The organism is Fictibacillus enclensis, from assembly GCF_001457035.1.
Lineage (GTDB): Bacteria > Bacillota > Bacilli > Bacillales > Fictibacillaceae > Fictibacillus_C > Fictibacillus_C enclensis.
Genome location: NZ_KQ758617.1, coordinates 1,173,831 through 1,192,602, shown reverse-complemented (window position 1 = coordinate 1,192,602; position 18,772 = coordinate 1,173,831). Strand labels below are relative to the sequence as shown.

Annotated in this window: 16 protein-coding genes; all 16 read right to left on the bottom strand. The window is 45.9% G+C overall.

What is annotated here, in order from left to right:
- Window positions 1-115: 115 nt before the first annotated feature.
- The 16 genes from AS030_RS06275 to AS030_RS06200 all read right to left on the bottom strand — a co-directional run bounded on the left by AS030_RS06275 (window position 116) and on the right by AS030_RS06200 (window position 18,768).
- Complete coding sequence (locus AS030_RS06275) at window positions 116-1,078, bottom strand: ABC transporter permease (RefSeq protein ID WP_061969560.1); 963 nt, start codon at window positions 1,076-1,078, stop codon at window positions 116-118.
- Complete coding sequence (locus AS030_RS06270) at window positions 1,078-2,124, bottom strand: ABC transporter permease (RefSeq protein WP_420889645.1); 1,047 nt, start codon at window positions 2,122-2,124, stop codon at window positions 1,078-1,080. Before AS030_RS06270 ends, AS030_RS06275 begins: the two co-directional genes overlap by 1 nt.
- Window positions 2,120-3,658 carry an ABC transporter ATP-binding protein gene (locus AS030_RS06265; protein ID WP_061969555.1) on the bottom strand — a complete coding sequence of 513 codons (1,539 nt, stop codon included), beginning with the start codon at window positions 3,656-3,658 and terminating at the stop codon, window positions 2,120-2,122. The genes AS030_RS06270 and AS030_RS06265 overlap by 5 nt, the downstream gene beginning before the upstream one ends.
- Window positions 3,659-3,771: 113 nt before the next feature.
- Complete coding sequence (locus tag AS030_RS06260) at window positions 3,772-4,842, bottom strand: BMP family lipoprotein (protein WP_061969552.1); 1,071 nt, start codon at window positions 4,840-4,842, stop codon at window positions 3,772-3,774.
- A gap of 91 nt (window positions 4,843-4,933) precedes the next feature.
- Window positions 4,934-5,659 (bottom strand): GntR family transcriptional regulator, encoded by a 726-nt coding sequence (locus tag AS030_RS06255; RefSeq protein WP_061969549.1) that lies wholly within the window; start codon window positions 5,657-5,659, stop codon window positions 4,934-4,936.
- A 220-nt stretch (window positions 5,660-5,879) separates the two neighbouring features.
- Window positions 5,880-8,234: an FtsK/SpoIIIE family DNA translocase gene (locus AS030_RS06250; protein WP_061969547.1), complete on the bottom strand. Its 2,355-nt coding sequence runs from the start codon at window positions 8,232-8,234 to the stop codon at window positions 5,880-5,882.
- A gap of 91 nt (window positions 8,235-8,325) precedes the next feature.
- Window positions 8,326-8,559: a YlzJ-like family protein gene (locus tag AS030_RS06245; protein ID WP_061969544.1), complete on the bottom strand. Its 234-nt coding sequence runs from the start codon at window positions 8,557-8,559 to the stop codon at window positions 8,326-8,328.
- Window positions 8,556-9,302 carry a ClpP family protease gene (locus AS030_RS06240; protein WP_082635772.1) on the bottom strand — a complete coding sequence of 249 codons (747 nt, stop codon included), beginning with the start codon at window positions 9,300-9,302 and terminating at the stop codon, window positions 8,556-8,558. Before AS030_RS06240 ends, AS030_RS06245 begins: the two co-directional genes overlap by 4 nt.
- 102 nt (window positions 9,303-9,404) lie before the next feature.
- A complete protein-coding gene (locus tag AS030_RS06235; RefSeq protein ID WP_061969539.1) occupies window positions 9,405-11,078 on the bottom strand; it encodes a ribonuclease J in 1,674 nt (557 codons plus the stop codon).
- 182 nt (window positions 11,079-11,260) lie between these two features.
- A complete protein-coding gene (gene dapA / locus AS030_RS06230) occupies window positions 11,261-12,130 on the bottom strand; it encodes a 4-hydroxy-tetrahydrodipicolinate synthase (RefSeq protein WP_061969536.1) in 870 nt (289 codons plus the stop codon).
- Window positions 12,131-12,176: 46 nt separating this feature from the next.
- Window positions 12,177-13,421, bottom strand: a complete 1,245-nt coding sequence (gene dapG, locus AS030_RS06225; protein WP_061969533.1) for an aspartate kinase — start codon at window positions 13,419-13,421, stop codon at window positions 12,177-12,179.
- A gap of 20 nt (window positions 13,422-13,441) precedes the next feature.
- Window positions 13,442-14,488 (bottom strand): aspartate-semialdehyde dehydrogenase, encoded by a 1,047-nt coding sequence (gene asd, locus AS030_RS06220; protein WP_061969531.1) that lies wholly within the window; start codon window positions 14,486-14,488, stop codon window positions 13,442-13,444.
- 190 nt (window positions 14,489-14,678) lie between these two features.
- Window positions 14,679-15,272, bottom strand: coding sequence for a dipicolinate synthase subunit B (dpaB, locus tag AS030_RS06215; protein WP_061969528.1), 594 nt, complete (start codon window positions 15,270-15,272; stop codon window positions 14,679-14,681).
- Window positions 15,272-16,171: a dipicolinic acid synthetase subunit A gene (dpaA, locus tag AS030_RS06210; protein WP_061969525.1), complete on the bottom strand. Its 900-nt coding sequence runs from the start codon at window positions 16,169-16,171 to the stop codon at window positions 15,272-15,274. Before dpaA ends, dpaB begins: the two co-directional genes overlap by 1 nt.
- A 296-nt stretch (window positions 16,172-16,467) precedes the next feature.
- Window positions 16,468-17,706: a M16 family metallopeptidase gene (locus AS030_RS06205; RefSeq protein ID WP_061969523.1), complete on the bottom strand. Its 1,239-nt coding sequence runs from the start codon at window positions 17,704-17,706 to the stop codon at window positions 16,468-16,470.
- 72 nt (window positions 17,707-17,778) lie between these two features.
- Window positions 17,779-18,768 carry a polysaccharide deacetylase family protein gene (locus AS030_RS06200; RefSeq protein WP_061969520.1) on the bottom strand — a complete coding sequence of 330 codons (990 nt, stop codon included), beginning with the start codon at window positions 18,766-18,768 and terminating at the stop codon, window positions 17,779-17,781.
- Between the last annotated feature and the right edge of the window lie 4 nt (window positions 18,769-18,772).

The following is an 18,772-nucleotide window of genomic DNA, read 5'->3' as shown; positions in this document are numbered from 1 at the left end:
TTTATGAATATGAATCATACTTTCTAGTGTACCCACTTTCCATAGCAAACATGACTTTTCCTGCCTGTAGAAGAAATAAAGAGCCTGATCCCCGAGGGGAAACAGGCTCTGGTTCTTATCGTTTGCCTTTTTCGTAAGGCTGTCCGGATGCTTTTGGTGCATCCGCTCTGCCGACAAACCCGGCAAGGGCAAGAATGGTCAGTACATAAGGCAAAATCAGAAGATACACATCAGGGATATCTTTCAGGAGCGGGATTTGTTCCCCTGTAATACTCAAGCTTTGGGCAAGACCGAAAAAGAGAGCCGCACCCATAGCACCCAGCGGATGCCATTTCCCAAAGATCATGGCGGCAAGAGCCATGAAACCTTGGCCGGAAATGGTTGAACCTGTGAAGTTCCCGGCGATGGAAGCCACATAAATGGCTCCGCCGAGTCCTGCAAAGGCTCCCCCCATGATTACTGAAATGTAACGCGTTTTGATCACGTTGATCCCCATGGTGTCTGCAGCCATAGGGTGCTCCCCGACAGACCGGAGGCGAAGCCCGAACGGTGTTTTATATATGATATACCACACAACAAAAGCAAGAAACACGGCAACAAATGATGTTGAGTATGCGTTGGAGAAAAACAGGTCTCCGATCACCGGGATCTTGGACAGCACCGGAACATCACCTTTTCCGATCCGTTCCTGGATATCCGGCGTCTGGCCAGCTCCAAACAGCTTCTTTGTCAAAAAGATGGAGAGTCCAGCGGCCAAAAAGTTAAGCGCCACACCGCTGACCACCTGGTCGGCTTTCAGCGAGATGCTGGCCACCGCGTGCGGAACAGCAAAAAGCGCTCCGGCGACAATAGCTACCACAAAACTCATCCATGGAGAACCACCGCCAAGTCCCCACTGTTCCCCATAATGGGTAAAAACAGCTCCGATAAAGGCACCGAACATCATCAGCCCTTCAAGTCCAATGTTTACCACGCCTGAACGTTCACTGAGCACTCCGCCAAGCGCTGTTAGAATAAGTGGTGCTGCCGATACGATCGCGGCCGGAACGATAAGGGCAAGAATTTGAAAGAAATCCATCAGATTTTACCCCCTTTTGTAAATCGGTTGGTCAGCCATCGAATCAGGTAGCTTGACGCCACAAAGAAAATGATAAGTGCGATGACAATTCCTACGAGTTCGGTTGGCACGCCTGCAGCGGATTGCATGGTAAGCGATCCAATCTTTAGCCCTCCAAACAACAAGGCAGCAATAATAATTCCGACAGAGCCATTGGCACCAAGCAGGGAGACCGCAATACCGTCAAAACCAACCCCTGTAAACGCATTATTAATGGTCATGTATTGATAGGTTCCAAGTCCTTCCATCGTTCCTGCCGCACCTGCAAATGCACCGGAAATCGCCATGGCGAGCACGATGTTCTTGGACACATTGATTCCTGCATATTGTGAAGCATGCTGGTTGAAGCCCACGGCCCTTAATTCATATCCGGTCGTGGTCTTCCATAAAATGAACCACATGATAACAGCAGCCAGAATGGCTACCACAATACCATAGTGAAGACGTGAAAACTCGGTAAGCTGCTGCAGCCACGGTGAAGCCAGGGATGCGGATTCTTTAATGTCCTTTGTCCGCTCGCCGGGCGCCAGCATGTAGGCGCGTATGATACCGTTGGTTGTATAGAGCGCAATATAATTCATCATGATCGTTGTGATAACTTCATGTACTTTAAACTTCGCTTTCAAAAAACCAGGAATGACTCCCCATAGTGCACCCGCCGCTGCACCTGCCAAAATGGCAAAAGGAAGATGAATCACCTTGGGAAGATCAAAATGAATGCCTACATAAACCGAAGCGAGCCAGCCGACAAGCAGTTGCCCTTCAACCCCGATGTTAAAAAGGCCGGTTCTGAACGCAAACGCAACGGCGAGACCCGATAAAATGAGCGGAGATGCCGCACGAATGGTTTCACCCAGGTTGTAGCCATTTCCAAATATTCCGTCGATCAGCGCCGCATAGGCGGAAATCGGGTTGTAATTGCTGACAAGCATGATTATGCCGCCGATCAAAAGCCCCAATAAAACTGAAACAACGGGTACAAGAATATGAAATAAACGGCCTTTAATGAGATTCACTACGATCACCTGCTTTTTGTTTCTTCCCGCCTGCCATAAGCAGTCCGAGCTCTTGTTCCGTCGTTTCCTCCGGATCAACGATGGCTACAATTTTTCCTTCATAAATAACAGCGATCCGGTCACTGACATTCATGACTTCATCAAGTTCAAAGGAGAGCAGAAGCACCGCTTTTCCTTTATCTCGTTCCTCTATGAGTTTTGAGTGGATAAATTCGATCGCCCCGACGTCAAGGCCCCGGGTCGGCTGGGCAGCAATCAAAAAGTCGGGGCTTCTGTCCACTTCCCTGGCAATGATCGCTTTTTGCTGATTGCCTCCCGATAACGCTCTGGCCAATGTGTGCTCACTTGGCGTTCGCACGTCAAACTCTTTGATGAGTTGATTGGCCTTCTCAAAAATCGCCGGAAATTTAAGAATTTTATGTTTGGAAAAAGGCTGCTGATAGTACGTTTGCAGAACCATATTTGTTCCAATGGAAAAATCCAGAACGAGACCGTGTTTATGCCGGTCCTGCGGGATGTGGCCAACTCCTGCTTCTGTAACCTTTCTTGGCTTATGGTTGGTAATGTTCTTACCATTGAGCTCAACGGTTCCCCTGACAACTTTTCTTAGGCCTGTAATGGCTTCTAACAGCTCCGTCTGACCATTCCCGTCAACCCCTGCAATACCGAGGATTTCACCCGCTTTAATCTCCAGGTTAAGGCCATCGACAACCGGTACTTTTCTCGCATCCTCTACAACGAGGTTCTCGATCTTAAGAACGGTTTGCTTCGGTGAAGCGTCCGTTTTGTCCACTTTAAAATTGACTTCGCGTCCTACCATCATAGCCGCAAGCTTATCTGGATTCGTCTCTGCCACATCGACGGTGCCGATGCCGCGTCCCCTTCTGATGACGGTGCATCTGTCGCATGCCTCCATAATTTCTTTAAGCTTATGCGTGATAAGGATGATGGATTTCCCTTCGGCCACGAGTTTTTTCATGATTTCCATCAATTCATGAATTTCCTGCGGCGTGAGTACAGCTGTTGGCTCGTCAAAGATTAGAATTTCAGCTCCGCGATACAACGTTTTCAAAATTTCCACCCGCTGCTGCATACCCACCGAAATATTTTCAATCTTTGCGTTTGGATCTACCGATAAACCATAACGGTCAGAAAGCGCCTTGACTTCCTTGGCAGCCTTTTTCAAATCCACACGGCCTCCCGTAGTGATTTCTTTGCCTAGTATAATATTTTCTGTTACAGTAAAGTTTTCAACGAGCATAAAGTGCTGATGCACCATGCCGATTCCAAGCCGGTTGGCGATATTCGGATCGGTAATGGAAATGGGTTTTCCTTTTACATAAATTTCACCCTGCTCTGGCTGATACAAACCGAAGAGCACGTTCATCAAGGTTGATTTTCCAGCTCCGTTTTCGCCCAAAAGCGCATGAATCTCACCTTTTTTCACCTGCAATGTGACATTGTCGTTGGCAACAATTCCAGGAAATTCTTTGCGTATGTTTCTCATTTCAATAACATATTCCACCGAGTTCACCCCTCAATGACTTTTATTCTTGGTCTCTCTAGGAGTCAGAAGTCTAACCTTTTATGGCGTAAATAAAGGCCAGTAAACGAATACCAGCCTTTACTTTTTAGCATTTACTTTTTCATGTTAGCTTCAAATGTCTTATACTCTTTGTCTGTCTTAGGGACCGTGATGTCACCGTCCTGTATTTTCTTTTTATACTCATCGACTTTGGCAAGAGCGTCTTTTGAAACATTCTCTTTATGAGGGGCGATTCCCACACCGTCTTGATCGAGTCCGAATTCAACTGTTTTTCCGCCAGGAAACTTTCCGTCCATCGTTTGCTTGGAAACTTCTTCAACCGCCTTGTCCACACGCTTAACCATGGAAGTCAGTGTTACATCTTCTGGCATTCCTTCTTCGTGCTGGTCACGGTCAACTCCGATAACCCAAACCTTTTTGCCATTTTTGGAACGGTTCTTTGCTTCTGTAAATACGCCTTTTCCGGTTCCGCCAGCTGCATGATAGATGATATCAGCGCCTTTTCCGTAGAAGGTGTTGGCAATGGCTTGCCCTTTTTCTGCTTTGTTGAAGTCACCGGCGTATTGAACAAAAATCTCAGCCTTTGGATTCGCTGTTTTTACACCTGCTTTAAATCCATTTTCAAACTTTTTGATCAATTCACTGTCCACGCCGCCCACGAATCCGACTTTGTTGGTTTTTGTCTGCATACCCGCAATCAGACCGACAAGGAAAGAGCCTTCATGCTCTTTGAATGTGATGCTGGCCACGTTCTTTTCCGGTACAACAGAGTCAACAAGAGCAAGCTGTGCTTTTGGCTGTTGTTTGGCCACTTTTTGAATATCCTGCTGCATCAGGAATCCGATTCCGTATACAAGCTTGTAGTTATCGCGAACTAATGAGTTAATGTTGGGAGCGTAATCACTAGCAGCCGTGGATTGAAGATATTTAAAGTCTGTCCCTTTTTTCATGTTGTTGTCTTTGCCGAACTTTTGGAGCCCTTCCCAAGCGGATTGGTTAAAGGACTTATCGTCTACACCGCCAGTGTCGGTGACCATGGCCACCTTAAATGCATCCTTCTTACCATCGGCATTTGATCCCCCGCCGTCATCTTTCCCACAGGCAGAAAGCAGTGTACCAGCTGCTAATGCAAGACTTAATAAAACCCCGGTTCTCTTTTTCAATTGTTTTTCCCCCTAATTTTTTATACGGATAACACTCTTAACACATTGAGCAAACGGTGTAGCACATCACCCCCAATATAGGATAAACTTACTATAATCGTTTTCTGACTACTGTGAAATTAAATTTATCGGCTCTAAAATAATTGCAGGAATATAAAACCGGCTCATCATTCTGGTCGTAATGCATCTGCTTTAATACAAGAAGCGAGGCTTCTTCGGGACATTCCAGGATTTCTGAAATTCGTTCATGAAACCCGAGAGGTTCAATCGTTGTAACAGCATACATAACACGCTTGCCGGCTTCTCTTTCAAGCATTTCGAGCATGGAAAGGTACTTATGCTGTGATTCGGCAGGCATAAACGCTGCCGGCATTTGGTCAATGCAGTAAACAACAGGCTCGCCGTCAGCGGTTCTCACTCGTTCCACTACATTGATTTCGCCGTCCGGCGGTAGTTTAAACTGATGTTTCAGGTCATCCACAGCAGGGACCACCACCGACGAAATAAAGACGGTGTCAGCCTTTTTGCCTGCCCGTTCAATCATTTCAGTTACACTGAAGAGTTCTTCTATTCCGGAAGAAAATAGGGCTCTGGTCCTAACAAAGGTTCCTACACCATGTTTTCTGATCAGAATATTTTCGTCTTCAAGGATGCGCAGCGCTTCTCGTAATGTTGCCCTGCTAATGCCCAACTGCTTTGACAGCTCAAATTCGGATGGAAGCTTTTCTCCTTCCTCATAAGTGCCATTTTCGATGTCGGCTTTCAATTTCTCAATGACTTTTAAATACAGCAGACGATGATCCGTCTTAATGGACACGTTTTTACTCACCTCGATAGACAATCAAAACCATTAATAATATAGTGTTTTTCAAGTGTAAAATTTTTTTGACAAATAAATAAAATAATCGACATTAATATATCATTTTTAGCATGAGAAATAAATACTATTTTTTGAGATTTTTTTAAAACGGGAATATACACATTATTCAGAAAAGGCAGGTTAAAAAAAAGAACCCCGCGTTCTGGGGTTCCGTTTTTTAGCTTGATGCCTGGTTTTGTTCCGGTAGAGACGTAAGCAGCACTTCTCTTGGCTTGCTGCCCTCATAAGGACCGATAACTCCCTTTGCTTCCATGGCATCCACCAGCCTGGCTGCCCGTGAATAGCCGATTCGAAATCGCCGCTGGAGCATGGAAACCGAGGCCGTCTGCATGTCCACCACAAGTTTTACCGCTTCAGGGAACAAGTCATCCTCCACTTCCATCGTCACCTGCGCTTCTTCCGTTGGAATCATGTCTTTCTGGTATTGCGCTTTCTGCTGCCCGATCACGAATTCCACAATTTTTTCCACTTCCTGATCCGATAGAAATGCTCCCTGCACCCTTGTAGGTTTAGATGTTCCTGAAGGGAAAAAGAGCATATCGCCGCGGCCCAGCAGTTTTTCTGCGCCGCCCATATCAAGAATGGTACGCGAGTCGGTCTGAGAGGAAACACTAAACGCAATCCGGGATGGGATATTGGCTTTAATAATCCCTGTAATTACATCCACTGAAGGCCGCTGGGTTGCGATAATCAGATGAATTCCTGCCGCTCGTGCCATCTGGGCAAGACGGATAATGGCATCTTCTACATCTCCTGAAGCCACCATCATCAAATCTGCCAGCTCATCCACAATCACGACAATATAAGGCAGGGTCGGCTGTTTCGCATCACGTTCATTGTTAGCTCTGCGTATGCCTTCATTGTACCCCTCAATATTCCGGGTCCCTGTGTGGGAAAACAATTCATAACGGCGTTCCATTTCACTGACCACCCGTTTCAGGGCCTGAGCTGCCTTTTTCGGCTCTGTTACGACGGGAGCCAGGAGATGAGGAACTCCGTTATACACGTTAAGTTCAACCATTTTCGGGTCAATCATCATCATCTTCACTTCATGTGGTTTGGCTCTCATCAATATGCTTGTAATGATGCCATTGATACAAACACTTTTCCCGCTTCCTGTTGCCCCGGCTACCAGAAGGTGAGGCATTCTGGACAGTTCGGCAAAAATAGGTTCCCCCGAGATATCCCTTCCGAGCCCAATCGCAAGTTTGGAGGTTTGTTTCTGATATTGACTGGATTCAAGGACTTCACGTAGCGTAACCGTAGCTACCTCCTGGTTAGGAACCTCAATACCGACCGCTGATTTGCCGGGAATAGGAGCTTCAATCCGGATATCTTTGGCGGCAAGTGCCAGGGCGATATCATCGGCGAGGTTGACGATTTTGCTTACCTTTACTCCTACATCGGGATACACTTCATATTTCGTTACTGCCGGGCCAAGATGAACCTTCAGCACTCTTGCTTTTACCCCAAAGCTTTCAAAGGTTTTCTCGAGTTTTTTTGCGTTGCTTTTGCTCGCCGAATATTGCCGTTCCTTATGCTGGCCAGTGGAAGTCGGTCTGACTAGCAAATCCATGGAAGGGAGCAAATAGTTTTCGTTATGTTCTTCTTCTGTCTGTTCAAAGCTTGCAGGAAGTCCGTCCTGCTTATCTTCCGTTGGGGCATGGCTGGTTTCCGTTTGAGTCTCCGGTTCTTCGTGAAAGCCTTTGGAACCAAATTTCAGTTGTACCGCTGGACTTTCATCATCATGAACGTTCCTTGTGAAGTCTTCGATAATGGGTTCGTATTCTTCATCCATTGTCCGGGTTTCTTGATGGGCTTCAGCCGGCTCTTGTGATCTTGTGGGCGCTTGTCTATGTACCTTTTTTCGGTTTTCTTTCAGTTCCTGCCGTTTGTTTTGAAACGATTCATAGGCCGTTGAAGAAAGGCTGCCGACTGCTTCGGCCAATTTGGCGATGACACCTGACAATGACTTTCCGGTAATTAATATAATGGCAATGATCATAACAAAAACCAGGATGACTGCAGAACCTTGCACACCAAACAGAAAATGGAACATTGCAAAACCCACTGCTCCAATCATGCCTCCGCCAAGATCTCCCTGCGGTATACTTCCCGACAGCTGAGACCAATATATCTCCCAGGTGTTTCGGATGACGGAAGGATCCGACCATTTTCCCTGCTTGGAAAGAAGAGAAAACAATTTCAGATGACTGAGAATCAGCATGGATATGTAAAATAAATAAAAGCCTGCCAAGCGTTTTCCCCAAACGGGCGGTGATTTTCGCTTCCAAATCAGATAGATGGCAATAACAAGGGTTCCGATCAGCAGTACACCGTACCATTCTCCGCTGAAAAATTTTAAAAACTGTACAAACGCCTGCCCGACTTTCCCCATTTTGGCAAGGGCAAGCAATGTTAAAGCAAGCAAAAGAAGGCCAGCGAGCTCAAAGCTCAGCTGTTCTTTCCAGGCTGATGTCTTTTTCGATGTTTTTTTATTGCGTTTTGCCATTCTTTCACCTCTTTTTCCTTAAACCAACTAAAGCAGCCGCTAAAGGGCTGCTTCTTTGTCCATTATTATATCACAGGGGCACACTTGTTTTCTATGGGTTTACAAATGTGTTCATCGACAGAATCTGCCCGGGTCCGCACGATTCGTCCATAAAATGCGCCGGATCTGTGCTGATGACGCGGACTACTTTATATTCCATCGGTGAAACTTGCTCCACAAGAATCGGAATGTTGTTATAAAGAACGGTCATCGGCTGGGTTTGTTCTTCTGCTGCTGCGTCCTGTGGAAACATCAATTCAAAGGGCATGAGTGTATACCATATCATTGGATCACCTCTAACCCATCCTCGGGTTTGGATTTCCGGTTTTGTTCCATTAGTTCATTCAGCTTCGAGATGGCCTGACCCACGCCACCAACTTCGTTGATCAGTCCGTCGTTGACGGCATCCTTTCCTATCACGTTTGTCCCGATGTCACGCGTTAAATTGCCTTTGGAAAACATCAATTCCTTAAACTTTTCCTCTGTGATATCCGAATGTGAGGTCACAAAATTGATGACCCTGTCCTGCATTTTATCCATATATTCAAACGTCTGTGGAACACCAATCACAAGTCCGGTCAGCCTTACGGGATGAATGGTCATTGTTGCGGTTTCCGCTATGAAAGAATAATCGGCGCTCACGGCTATCGGCACACCAATGGAGTGGCCGCCACCAAGTACAAGAGAGACGGAAGGCTTTGAGAGGGAGGCAATCATTTCTGAAATCGCAAGTCCTGCTTCCACATCACCACCAACGGTATTCAAAATAATGAGAAGCCCTTCAATTTTCGGGTTTTGTTCGATTGCCACCAGCTGTGGGATTAGGTGTTCATATTTGGTTGTCTTGTTGTTGGGAGGCAGTTGGACATGTCCTTCAATTTGGCCAACAATGGTCAGGCAATGTATGCTTGAGCCTTCCATTTGTGGAACGTTGGTTTGGCCAAGAGCCTGGAGCTTGTTAACCAGACTGCTTTGTTCGTTATTTTCTTCTCGCTTTGGTTCTTGTTCTTCATTTATGTCATTCGTCATGCGGTTCATACAACAACCCCCTCGGATGATATCCATTTTCTTTTAGTATGAACGCATGGGTTATTTTCATTCGGACGAAAAAAAGCCTGCGGTATCGCAGGCTTAAATTTCCATAATAATGGGCATAATCATTGGACGGCGCCGTGTTTTATCAAACAAATATTGACTTAATGAATCACGCATATTGGATTTTAAGGAAGACCAATCTTTTACTTTTTCCTGCATGCATCGGTCGAGGACCTCCGTTACAAGTGAATTGGCTTCCTGAAGAAGCTCTTCGCTTTCGCGTACATACACAAAGCCGCGAGAGATAATTTCCGGTCCGGAGATGATCTGGTTGGAAGCTTTGCTGATCGTAACGACAACGACGAGTATGCCATCCTGGGATAGCAGTTTCCGGTCGCGGAGAACGATGTTGCCAATATCCCCTACTCCAAGGCCATCAACCAGAACATTACCGGATGGTACTTTTCCTGTTCGTTTGGCCAATCCATCCGTGAATTCAACCACTTCGCCTTTTTCGAGAATAAATATATTTTCTGGGACCACACCTACCTGAAGTGCCAGGTTTTGGTGGGCTTTCTGCATTTTATATTCACCGTGAACGGGGATGAAATATTTAGGCTTCATCAAGCTTAGCATCAATTTTAATTCTTCCTGGCTTCCGTGACCGGAAACGTGAACTTTGCGTTGTCCGAAAACAACATCTGCTCCCGTCCGCATAAGAAGATCCACAATGCGTGCCACAGACCGCTCGTTCCCCGGGATCGGAGTGGCGGCAATGACTACAGTATCAGTATGTCTGATCGCAATTTGTTTGTGGGCTTTATGGGCCATGCGTGAAAGAGCTGCCATTTGCTCTCCCTGGCTGCCGGTTGTAAGTATAACAATCCGGTCTTCGGCGTAATTGTTTATCTGATCCATGGAGATAATACTGTCTTTCTCAATGTTCAGGTAACCTAACTCTGATGCGATATCCACGACCTTCACCATGCTTCGGCCGGTAATAACGATCTTTCGGTTGGTTTTCGCAGCCGCAGTGAAAATCTGTTGGATTCGATGGACATTGGAAGCAAATGAAGCAATAATTACACGACCCTTTGCTTCCTCGAACACATTGTCAATTTCGTAGCCCACAGATTTTTCCGACCCTGTCATCCCTGGTCTTTCAGCATTCGTGCTGTCGGAGAGAAGACAAAGCACCCCTTTTTGGCTCAGCTCTGAAATTTTGGCAAATTCAGTATGCTTACCATCAATCGGAGACTGGTCAATCTTGAAGTCCCCTGTATTCACAATGACTCCCTGCGGCGTGTGAACGGCAATGCCGACGGAATCAGGAATACTGTGATTGGTTCCAAAAAAAGAGACTTTATGTTCGCCAAAGTCAAGGACGGAATCAGAATTCACCAAAAAGGTCTTGGTGCTCCGTTGAAGCCCAGCTTCTTTAAGCTTTGCGTCTACAAGCCCAAGGGTGAGCTTCGTTCCATAAACCGGAACAGGAAGCTGCTTTAAAATAAAAGGAAGGCCGCCGATATGGTCCTCGTGTGCGTGAGTTAGAAAGATCCCCTTTACTCTGTCCTTGTTCTGCACAAGGTAAGTAATGTCAGGAATCACAATATCGATGCCCAGCATCTCTTCCTGCGGAAACATGAGCCCCGCATCCAGGACAAAGATATCTTCCCCCGCTTCGACCACATACATGTTTTTGCCGATTTCCCCTATACCACCCAGGGCAAAAACTCTTACTTTATCGCTATTTTGTTGTTTTGTTGTCAATGTAATAATCCTCCTAGTTGTTGGTTATGTATTTCTCCGTTCACGTCACTTGCATTTATTATAGCTTATGTTCGAAAGCGAATACAAGGAGAACTGTTTTTTTCTTTTTTGCATTTCCTGTCTCGATGACTTAGAGGTTTGCGAGCAGAGTTATAAAAAAAAGCGGCTCGATGGCCGCTTTTTTACAATGAAATATTCATAACTTGAGATAGTGATTCCCGCTGCTGATGGTTTAGAGGCAATAAAGGAAGTCTCACACTGCCAACATCAAGCCCTTTAAACTGGAGGGCCGTTTTTACCGGAGCAGGACTCGGTGCCTTGAACAGCTCATCCATTACGGGAAGAAGCTTCCGGTGAAGTCTTGCTGCTTCTGTTACTCTTCCTTGTTTATAGGCTGTAACCATTTGTTGCATTTCGTTTCCGATCACATGGGAGGCCACCGATACTATACCAGTACCGCCGATGGATAATACGGGCAGTGTCATGCCGTCATCACCGCTGTAGAGTTGAAAATCCTCTGTCTCTTCAATGATCCGGCTCATATCTCCCAGATTACTTCCTGCATCCTTAATCGCGATGACATTCGGGATTTTGGACAGCTCGATCACTGTATCTGCCGTAAAATGAACAACCGTACGGCCGGGAACATTATACGCCATGATCGGCAGGGAGGTTGTTTCTGCAATCGCCTTGAAATGGGCAAGGATTCCTTCCTGGCTCGGTTTATTATAGTACGGAGCAACGATCATGATCGCGTCGACGCCTGTTTCTTCCGCCTTTTTTGTTAAATCGATGGAAGCCCTTGTGTTGTTGCTGCCTGTACCGGCAATTACCGGCACTCTCTTGTCTACCACTTTTACAACATGGCGGAACAGGGCAAGTTTTTCTTCTGTGGACAATGTTGGAGATTCACCGGTTGTCCCTGCGACCACAAGGCTGTCACTGCCGTTTTCAATCAAATAATTGACCAGCTTTGTTGTTTTGGTCAAATCAATGTTTCCTTTACTGTCAAAGGGTGTAACCATGGCAGTACTTACGTTTCCAAAATGCATGAATATCAGCTCCTTAAATCTTGCAATCAACATCCGTTTTTCGTACTTATTCTGACAGCTGCCGGCCTTTTGAATGGATGTTGTGCAGCTCAAAAGCTCTGTGCAGAGCATTCACCGCTTTGACCATATCATCCTGTCTGACAAGCACCCAAATGGTAGTATGCGAATCTGCGGATTGCAGTATCTGTATGTTTTCATTGACCAGCGCTTCAACGATCCTTGCGGTTACACCAGGAACGCCTGACATACCGGCACCCACTGCCGACACTTTGGCACAGTTTCTGGTGATTTCTGGTGAGTAGCCGTGTTCGCGCAGCACCTTTTCAGCATGCTCGGCCATATTTTCCATTACCGTATACACGACGCCTTTTGGACTAATGTTAAAAAAGTCCACAGATATCTGCTCTTTCGCCATTGCCTTAAAGACGTTCGTGTGCAAATCATATTGGGCATCCTTGGCGAACACCTTAATCTGAGTCACCTTTGGAACATGGGCAATGCCGGTTATGACATGATCCTGGACATCTCTTCCTGCGCCCTTGGACGTGGCTGAAGTCACGAGTGTTCCCGGAAGTTCTGAATAAGTGGACCGGATTCTGAGCGGAACCTTCGCCTGCATGGCAATCTCAACTGCTCTCGGGTGTATCACTTTTGCTCCCTGATAGGCCATGTTGCAGATTTCATTATACGTGACAACAGAAAGCGGCTGCGCATCCTCTACAATCCGCGGATCCGCCGTCATGACCCCTTCTACATCTGTAAATATGTCAATATATTCAGCGTCAAGGGCAGCACCTAAAGCAGAAGCAGAGGTGTCGCTGCCGCCACGGCCGAGCGTAGTGACGTCACCGTTTGCAGCTTCTCCCTGAAATCCTGCAACAACCACCGCATCATAAGTTTCAAGCATGGATTGCAGACGTTCACACTGCATATCGGTAATTCTGGCATTTTTGTGCTCATCATTGGTCCGGAATCCCGCTTGTGAACCTGTAAGCGCAGAAGCCGAAATCTCTTTTGATTTCAGAAGGTTGGAAAACACGACAGAAGAGATAATCTCTCCACAGGAAAGAAGCAGATCATATTCTCTGCTCTCCACATGCTGATTATTTTCCCCTAGTAGCCGAAGCAATGTATCGGTGGCATACGGATCGCCCGAACGTCCCATGGCCGATACCACACAGACTACCTTGTATCCTTCACTTATCGCCCGTCTCACATGCTGTGCAGCCAGTTCTCTTCCATTTTCATCTTTTAAAGATGTGCCGCCAAATTTTTGTATGATTATTTTCATGAAGTTAGCACCTTCTTTAATTAGTTCAGCAATCCGAGTTTAATGAGGCTTTCTGCAATCTGAACCGAATTCCAGGCAGCACCTTTTAACAGATTGTCGGATACAATCCACATATGAAAACCATTTTCGCGGTCCAAGTCTTTTCTGACGCGTCCCACGAAGACATCATTTTTGCCAACACAGTAAGCAGGCATCGGGTAGACTTGATGATCCGGATCATCCTGGAGAGTAATGCCGGCAGATGCAGAAAGAAGCTCCTTAATTTCATGGACAGAAGAAACATCTTCTCCAAGCTCCACATAAACAGATTCGGAATGGCCCGTCTCTACCGGAAGCCGGACACAGGTAGCCGCCACTGCGAGTGATGGCATATGCATGATTTTTTTCGTCTCATTAATCATTTTCATTTCTTCAAATGTATAGCCATTATCCTGGAATTTATCGATTTGCGGTACGGCATTGAACGCAATCTGATAATGCTTCTTGTCACCGGCACATGGCAGGATTTCTGGTGTAAATTCTTCACCGTCCAAAATCGCTTGAGATTGAGTTCTAAGCTCCTGGATGGCTTTCGCGCCTGCTCCTGAAACTGCCTGATAGGTGGATACAATCACTTTATTCAATCCATACTTCTCTTGCAGAGGCTTTAGTGCAACGACCATTTGAATGGTTGAGCAGTTCGGATTGGCGATAATACCCTGGTGTTTGGCAATATCTCCCTCGTTTACTTCAGGTACCACCAAAGGAACATTTTCGTCCATACGGTACGCACTGGTGTTGTCGATTACCACAGCTCCGCGTTTTACCGCTTCCGGGGCAAGTTCCTTTGAAATGGATCCACCCGCAGAGAACAAGGCAATATCAACCCCTTCAAATGCGTCCGGAGTTGCTTCCTGAATGACAACTTCCTCCCCTTTATACTCAACACTTCTTCCGGCAGACCTGCTGCTCGCAAGAAGAGACAACTTTGCGATTGGAAAGTTTCTTTCTTCAAGTGTTTTAAGCATTTGTTGTCCGACTGCGCCTGTTGCTCCGACTACAGCTACATTAAATCCTTTTTGAGTCATTTTAACACTATCTCCTTTTTGTTCTCCATACTTGACTTTAAAACAGAAAGGGAGAAACAACGAGTGTTTCTCCCCTTGTGAAACAACATTGTTCCCTTCACTGCTTCAAATGAGAGATTACTGGCTTCCAATAAACATTTTATTTCACATTTTATCATAATTCGCGCCATTGGTAAGCTATTTTTCACATTTATTGCGATTGAGACATCCTGAGAACCGGCTGCAGCTGTTTTCCTTCAAGTGCAGCCTCAACCGTTTCAAGGAGATATTCCATATGGGCGACCAGTGAATTTTGCTTGTTTACCGGATCATCCTGGCCGTAGGGCACAAAATAAATGTTTTTGGCAGCCATTAACTTCATAATATTAACTCCGTTCAATCCTAGCCCGTCATTGGTCGATATTCCGAGAACGACCGGTGACTGGTTCCTCATGGTGGCTTTTGCCGCCATTAAAACGGGTGAATCTGTCATAGCATTGGCAAACTTGCTGATAGAGTTACCCGTCAGCGGTGCGATGATCATGCAGTCCAGAGGAGTCCTCGGTCCGAACGGCTCCGCCTTGACAATCGAATTAACAGGTTCAGTTCCTGTAATTTGTGTTATCTTTTCAAGCCACTCTTCTCCATCGCCGAACCGGGTATTTGTGTTTTGCACGGTATGTGTAACGAACGGAGTGACCTTCGCACCCTCTTCTACCAGCCGTTTGATTTCGGGGTATACAGCATCATACGTGCAGTGTGAACCTGTTAAACCAAATCCTATATGTTTACCATGGACCTTCATTACACTTTCCCCTTTCGAGTACTCATTTGTTCACCTATTAATTGGGAAAGAACATTGCCAAGAATCTGCCCTGCTGTCTTCGGTGCGACGATACCCGGCAATCCTGGGGCCAGCAATGCCTTAATGCCTCTTTTTTCAGCATACTTAAAATCAGTACCGCCTGGCTTGGAAGCCAGATCTATAATCAATGTCTGAGTTGGCATTTTAGAAATCACACCGGAGGTTACAATTTGAAACGGAATTGTATTGATGCATACATCCGTGTTGGTCACTTCTTTCTGCAGATGATCAAGATGAAAAGGTATAAAGCCCATTTCGCTGATTCTTGCCAAATGTTCAGGTTTTCTTGCTCCAACTTTTACATTGGCACCAAGCGCATCAAACGCTCTTGCCACACTCATGCCGACCCGGCCAAAACCAAGGACAACGGTGTTCGAATTATGAATGGTCGTATCCGTGTTCTGAATCACCATCATCAACGTACCTTCGACTGTCGGAATGCTGTTATAAATGGCAACGTCATCCCGGTCAAAAAGCTGGGTATGCCCTTTGCCGCTTTGTGAGACAATTTTATCCAAATAGGCATTCGTGATACCTGAATACAAATGGCAATGTTTCGGGGTTCTTTTTAAATGTTCAGCAGTAAGTATGATGCGTTTATTTGAAAAAATGGTATCAATTTCTCCATTCGGACCTGATCCATTCACCGGAAGAATGATGACATCCAATTTGGAAAAGTCGACTTCACCAATATCCATTTTCGAAGCTCCTGTAAATCCGTGGTCGAGCTGATCAAATCCCACAAGCACAAGATTTGCCCCTTGTTCAGCCAACTTACGAATTACTTCCAGCTGTCTGGCATCACCGCCAAATATGGCAACTTGCAAGTCAGTTAACATGCTTCCTCCCCTTTCTCTGTCGCTCCGTTATAAACAGGGGAAATCCTTGTTCATGTTCGCAACACCATCATATGAACACTTTGCCTAGATGGTTACAGTGCCAATCCGGAGTCAACAGGAATAAAATCGGTTATTCGTTCTCATTTGCTCTATCATTATATTCAGGAAAAAGATTGGGGATTGAGTAGACAACCTAGGTCCAAGCCTGAATTTTATTGTCTCCCACCATAATAAAAAACCTCCAGCTAATGTCAGCTGCACCCTGACATTGAGGGTGCAGCAACATGCTGCAGGCTTTATTGCAATCCTTTTGGAAGTTCACCGGCCGGGCTGACAAGGGAAGCGGAGCATTCCTTGCTGAATATCTTTTCAATCAGAGAATCGACCGTTTCTTTTGTTACCCCGTCGATCAATTGAACCATTTCATCAAGTGAACGATGGTAATTCAAAATGAGCTCATTCTTTCCGTTTCTGCTCATTCTGCTGTTGGTGCTTTCGAGACTGAGCATCAAGCTGCCTTTGATTTGTTCCTTGGAGTTGACCAGCTCTTTATCAGTGATTCCGTTATCTTGAAGATCGTTGACGATCATCGTCACGGTATCATACAGCTCATCAAGTTGATTGGGAGCCGTTCCTCCATAAATCGTAAACAAACCATTGTCCTTATATGCCGAATGGTAGGAGAACACGGAGTAGGCCAGACCGCGCTGCTCACGGACTTCCTGGAACAACCGGCTGCTCATGCTTGATCCAAAAATATTATTCAGCACAATCAGAGAGTAGGTGTCCGGATCTTTCAGGGACAGCCCAGGGAAACCGAGACAAAGGTGAGCTTGTTCTGTTTCCTTCTTGCGGGCAATCTTTTGACTGTGAAAGACTGGCGCCTGCAGGCTTGAAGCCATCCTGCTGCCTGAATAGCTTCCAAACAGATCCTCTATTTCCTTAATAAAGCTCTCTTCTACATTTCCGGCCACTGAAACAACCACATTTTCGGGTGTATAGTAGTCTTTCATATAATTGCGAAGGGTTTGCCCTGTAAATGTATTCAGAGTATTTTCCGTACCAAGAATCGGATAGCCGAGAGAATGCTGATGAAAGCTGGCCCTGCTGAGAAGATCATGAACAATATCATCTGGTGTATCTTCATACATTTTGATCTCTTCAAGCACGACATTCTTTTCTTTTAACAGCTCCTGCTCATCAAACGCGGAGTTAAAAAACATATCGGACAGTACATTTAGCGCTCTCGGTGCATGAGTATCCAGCACCTTGGCATAGTAGCATGTATATTCTTTGGAAGTAAACGCATTGACCTGGCCGCCAATGCTGTCAAATGATTCAGCGATTTCCCTTGCACTGCGGGTTTCTGTCCCTTTAAAGAACATGTGCTCCAAAAAGTGAGAAACCCCATTATTTTCGGGAACTTCAAACCGTGAACCTGTGCCGATCCATACCCCGATCGCAACGGAACGGACGGTTGGAATCTTTTCCAAAACGACCCTCACGCCGTTTGGACACGTATGTCTAGTAATCAAACCTGTTTCCCCCTAGCTGTAATTCCATCTCTAGGAACAATATATCATTAACATACCTATCATACAACAATGTTATTCAGCGGATGACTTGAGGTGCAGGCGTTTTTCATCCATCAGGTCGCTCACCGTTCCAATAGCGTATCCTTTTGCTTTTATGCCGTCGATGATTTGCTGTAAGCCATCAGCGGTTGATGACGTGGGATGCATGAGAATCATCGCCCCCGGATGCAGTTTTCTTATCACGGACTGGGCCATTACCGCCGGGTTCGGCTTCCTCCAGTCTACCGTATCCACCGACCACATGATGGTTCTCATTTTTTCTTCGGCAGCAATTTTCACGACGTCATCGCGATAGGACCCGCTTGGCGGTGCAAACCATTTTACAGGAACTTTCTTCCTGTCTCCAAGCGTCGCCTGGATCACTTGATTGGTACTCGAAAGCTCTTCCCTGATCCGCTTGTTCGTCAATTGCTTCATATCAGGATGGGTATATGCATGATTTCCGATTTCATGCCCTTCATCCAGAATCATCTTTGCGAGACTTGGATTCTTCTTGACCCACGACCCGTCAAGAAAAAAAGTAGTATGAACATGGGCATTTTTCATGATCTTTAAAAGTTTAGGCAAATATTCATTCCCCCATGCCACATTCACAAGCAGCGTTACCATGGGTTTTTCCGGGTTTCCTTTATAGATTGGTGATGGCGGCAGATCCTGCAGCTTCACTTTTGGCGGAATTTGTTTAAACACCAGTTTTTTCTTGTCGATCGTTTTGCTTCCTTTTAATTTTTTGTACGAAGCATCAATATCCAGTTCCATGCCGTTATAACCGGGAATCGCCTTCCACACCCTGTCAATTTTCGCATCGATGGGTGCTTTATGGTAGGATGGCGCTTTTTGCTGAAGCTCTTCGTACAGGCTGTTTTCCTGCATTTTGGACACCGTCGCTGTCTGATCCTTCATCTTTTCGATATACGTGGAGGTAAACGGGTTTTGCACCATACCGACAGCAAACACAAGAATCAGGGCAGCCATGCTCATATGCAGCAGATTTCTCTTCATCTCA

What these genes read in the sequence shown, in the direction of transcription:
- AS030_RS06275 (WP_061969560.1), bottom strand. Translation starts at nt 1,078, where the DNA reads ATGGATTTCTTTCAAATTCTTGCCCTTATCGTTCCGGCCGCGATCGTA.
- AS030_RS06250 (WP_061969547.1), bottom strand. Translation starts at nt 8,234, where the DNA reads ATGGCAAAACGCAATAAAAAAACATCGAAAAAGACATCAGCCTGGAAA.
- AS030_RS06245 (WP_061969544.1), bottom strand. Translation starts at nt 8,559, where the DNA reads ATGATATGGTATACACTCATGCCCTTTGAATTGATGTTTCCACAGGAC.
- AS030_RS06240 (WP_082635772.1), bottom strand. Translation starts at nt 9,302, where the DNA reads ATGACGAATGACATAAATGAAGAACAAGAACCAAAGCGAGAAGAAAAT.
- dapA (WP_061969536.1), bottom strand. Translation starts at nt 12,130, where the DNA reads ATGCATTTTGGAAACGTAAGTACTGCCATGGTTACACCCTTTGACAGT.
- dapG (WP_061969533.1), bottom strand. Translation starts at nt 13,421, where the DNA reads ATGAAAATAATCATACAAAAATTTGGCGGCACATCTTTAAAAGATGAA.
- asd (WP_061969531.1), bottom strand. Translation starts at nt 14,488, where the DNA reads ATGACTCAAAAAGGATTTAATGTAGCTGTAGTCGGAGCAACAGGCGCA.
- dpaB (WP_061969528.1), bottom strand. Translation starts at nt 15,272, where the DNA reads ATGAAGGTCCATGGTAAACATATAGGATTTGGTTTAACAGGTTCACAC.
- dpaA (WP_061969525.1), bottom strand. Translation starts at nt 16,171, where the DNA reads ATGTTAACTGACTTGCAAGTTGCCATATTTGGCGGTGATGCCAGACAG.
- AS030_RS06200 (WP_061969520.1), bottom strand. Translation starts at nt 18,768, where the DNA reads ATGAAGAGAAATCTGCTGCATATGAGCATGGCTGCCCTGATTCTTGTG.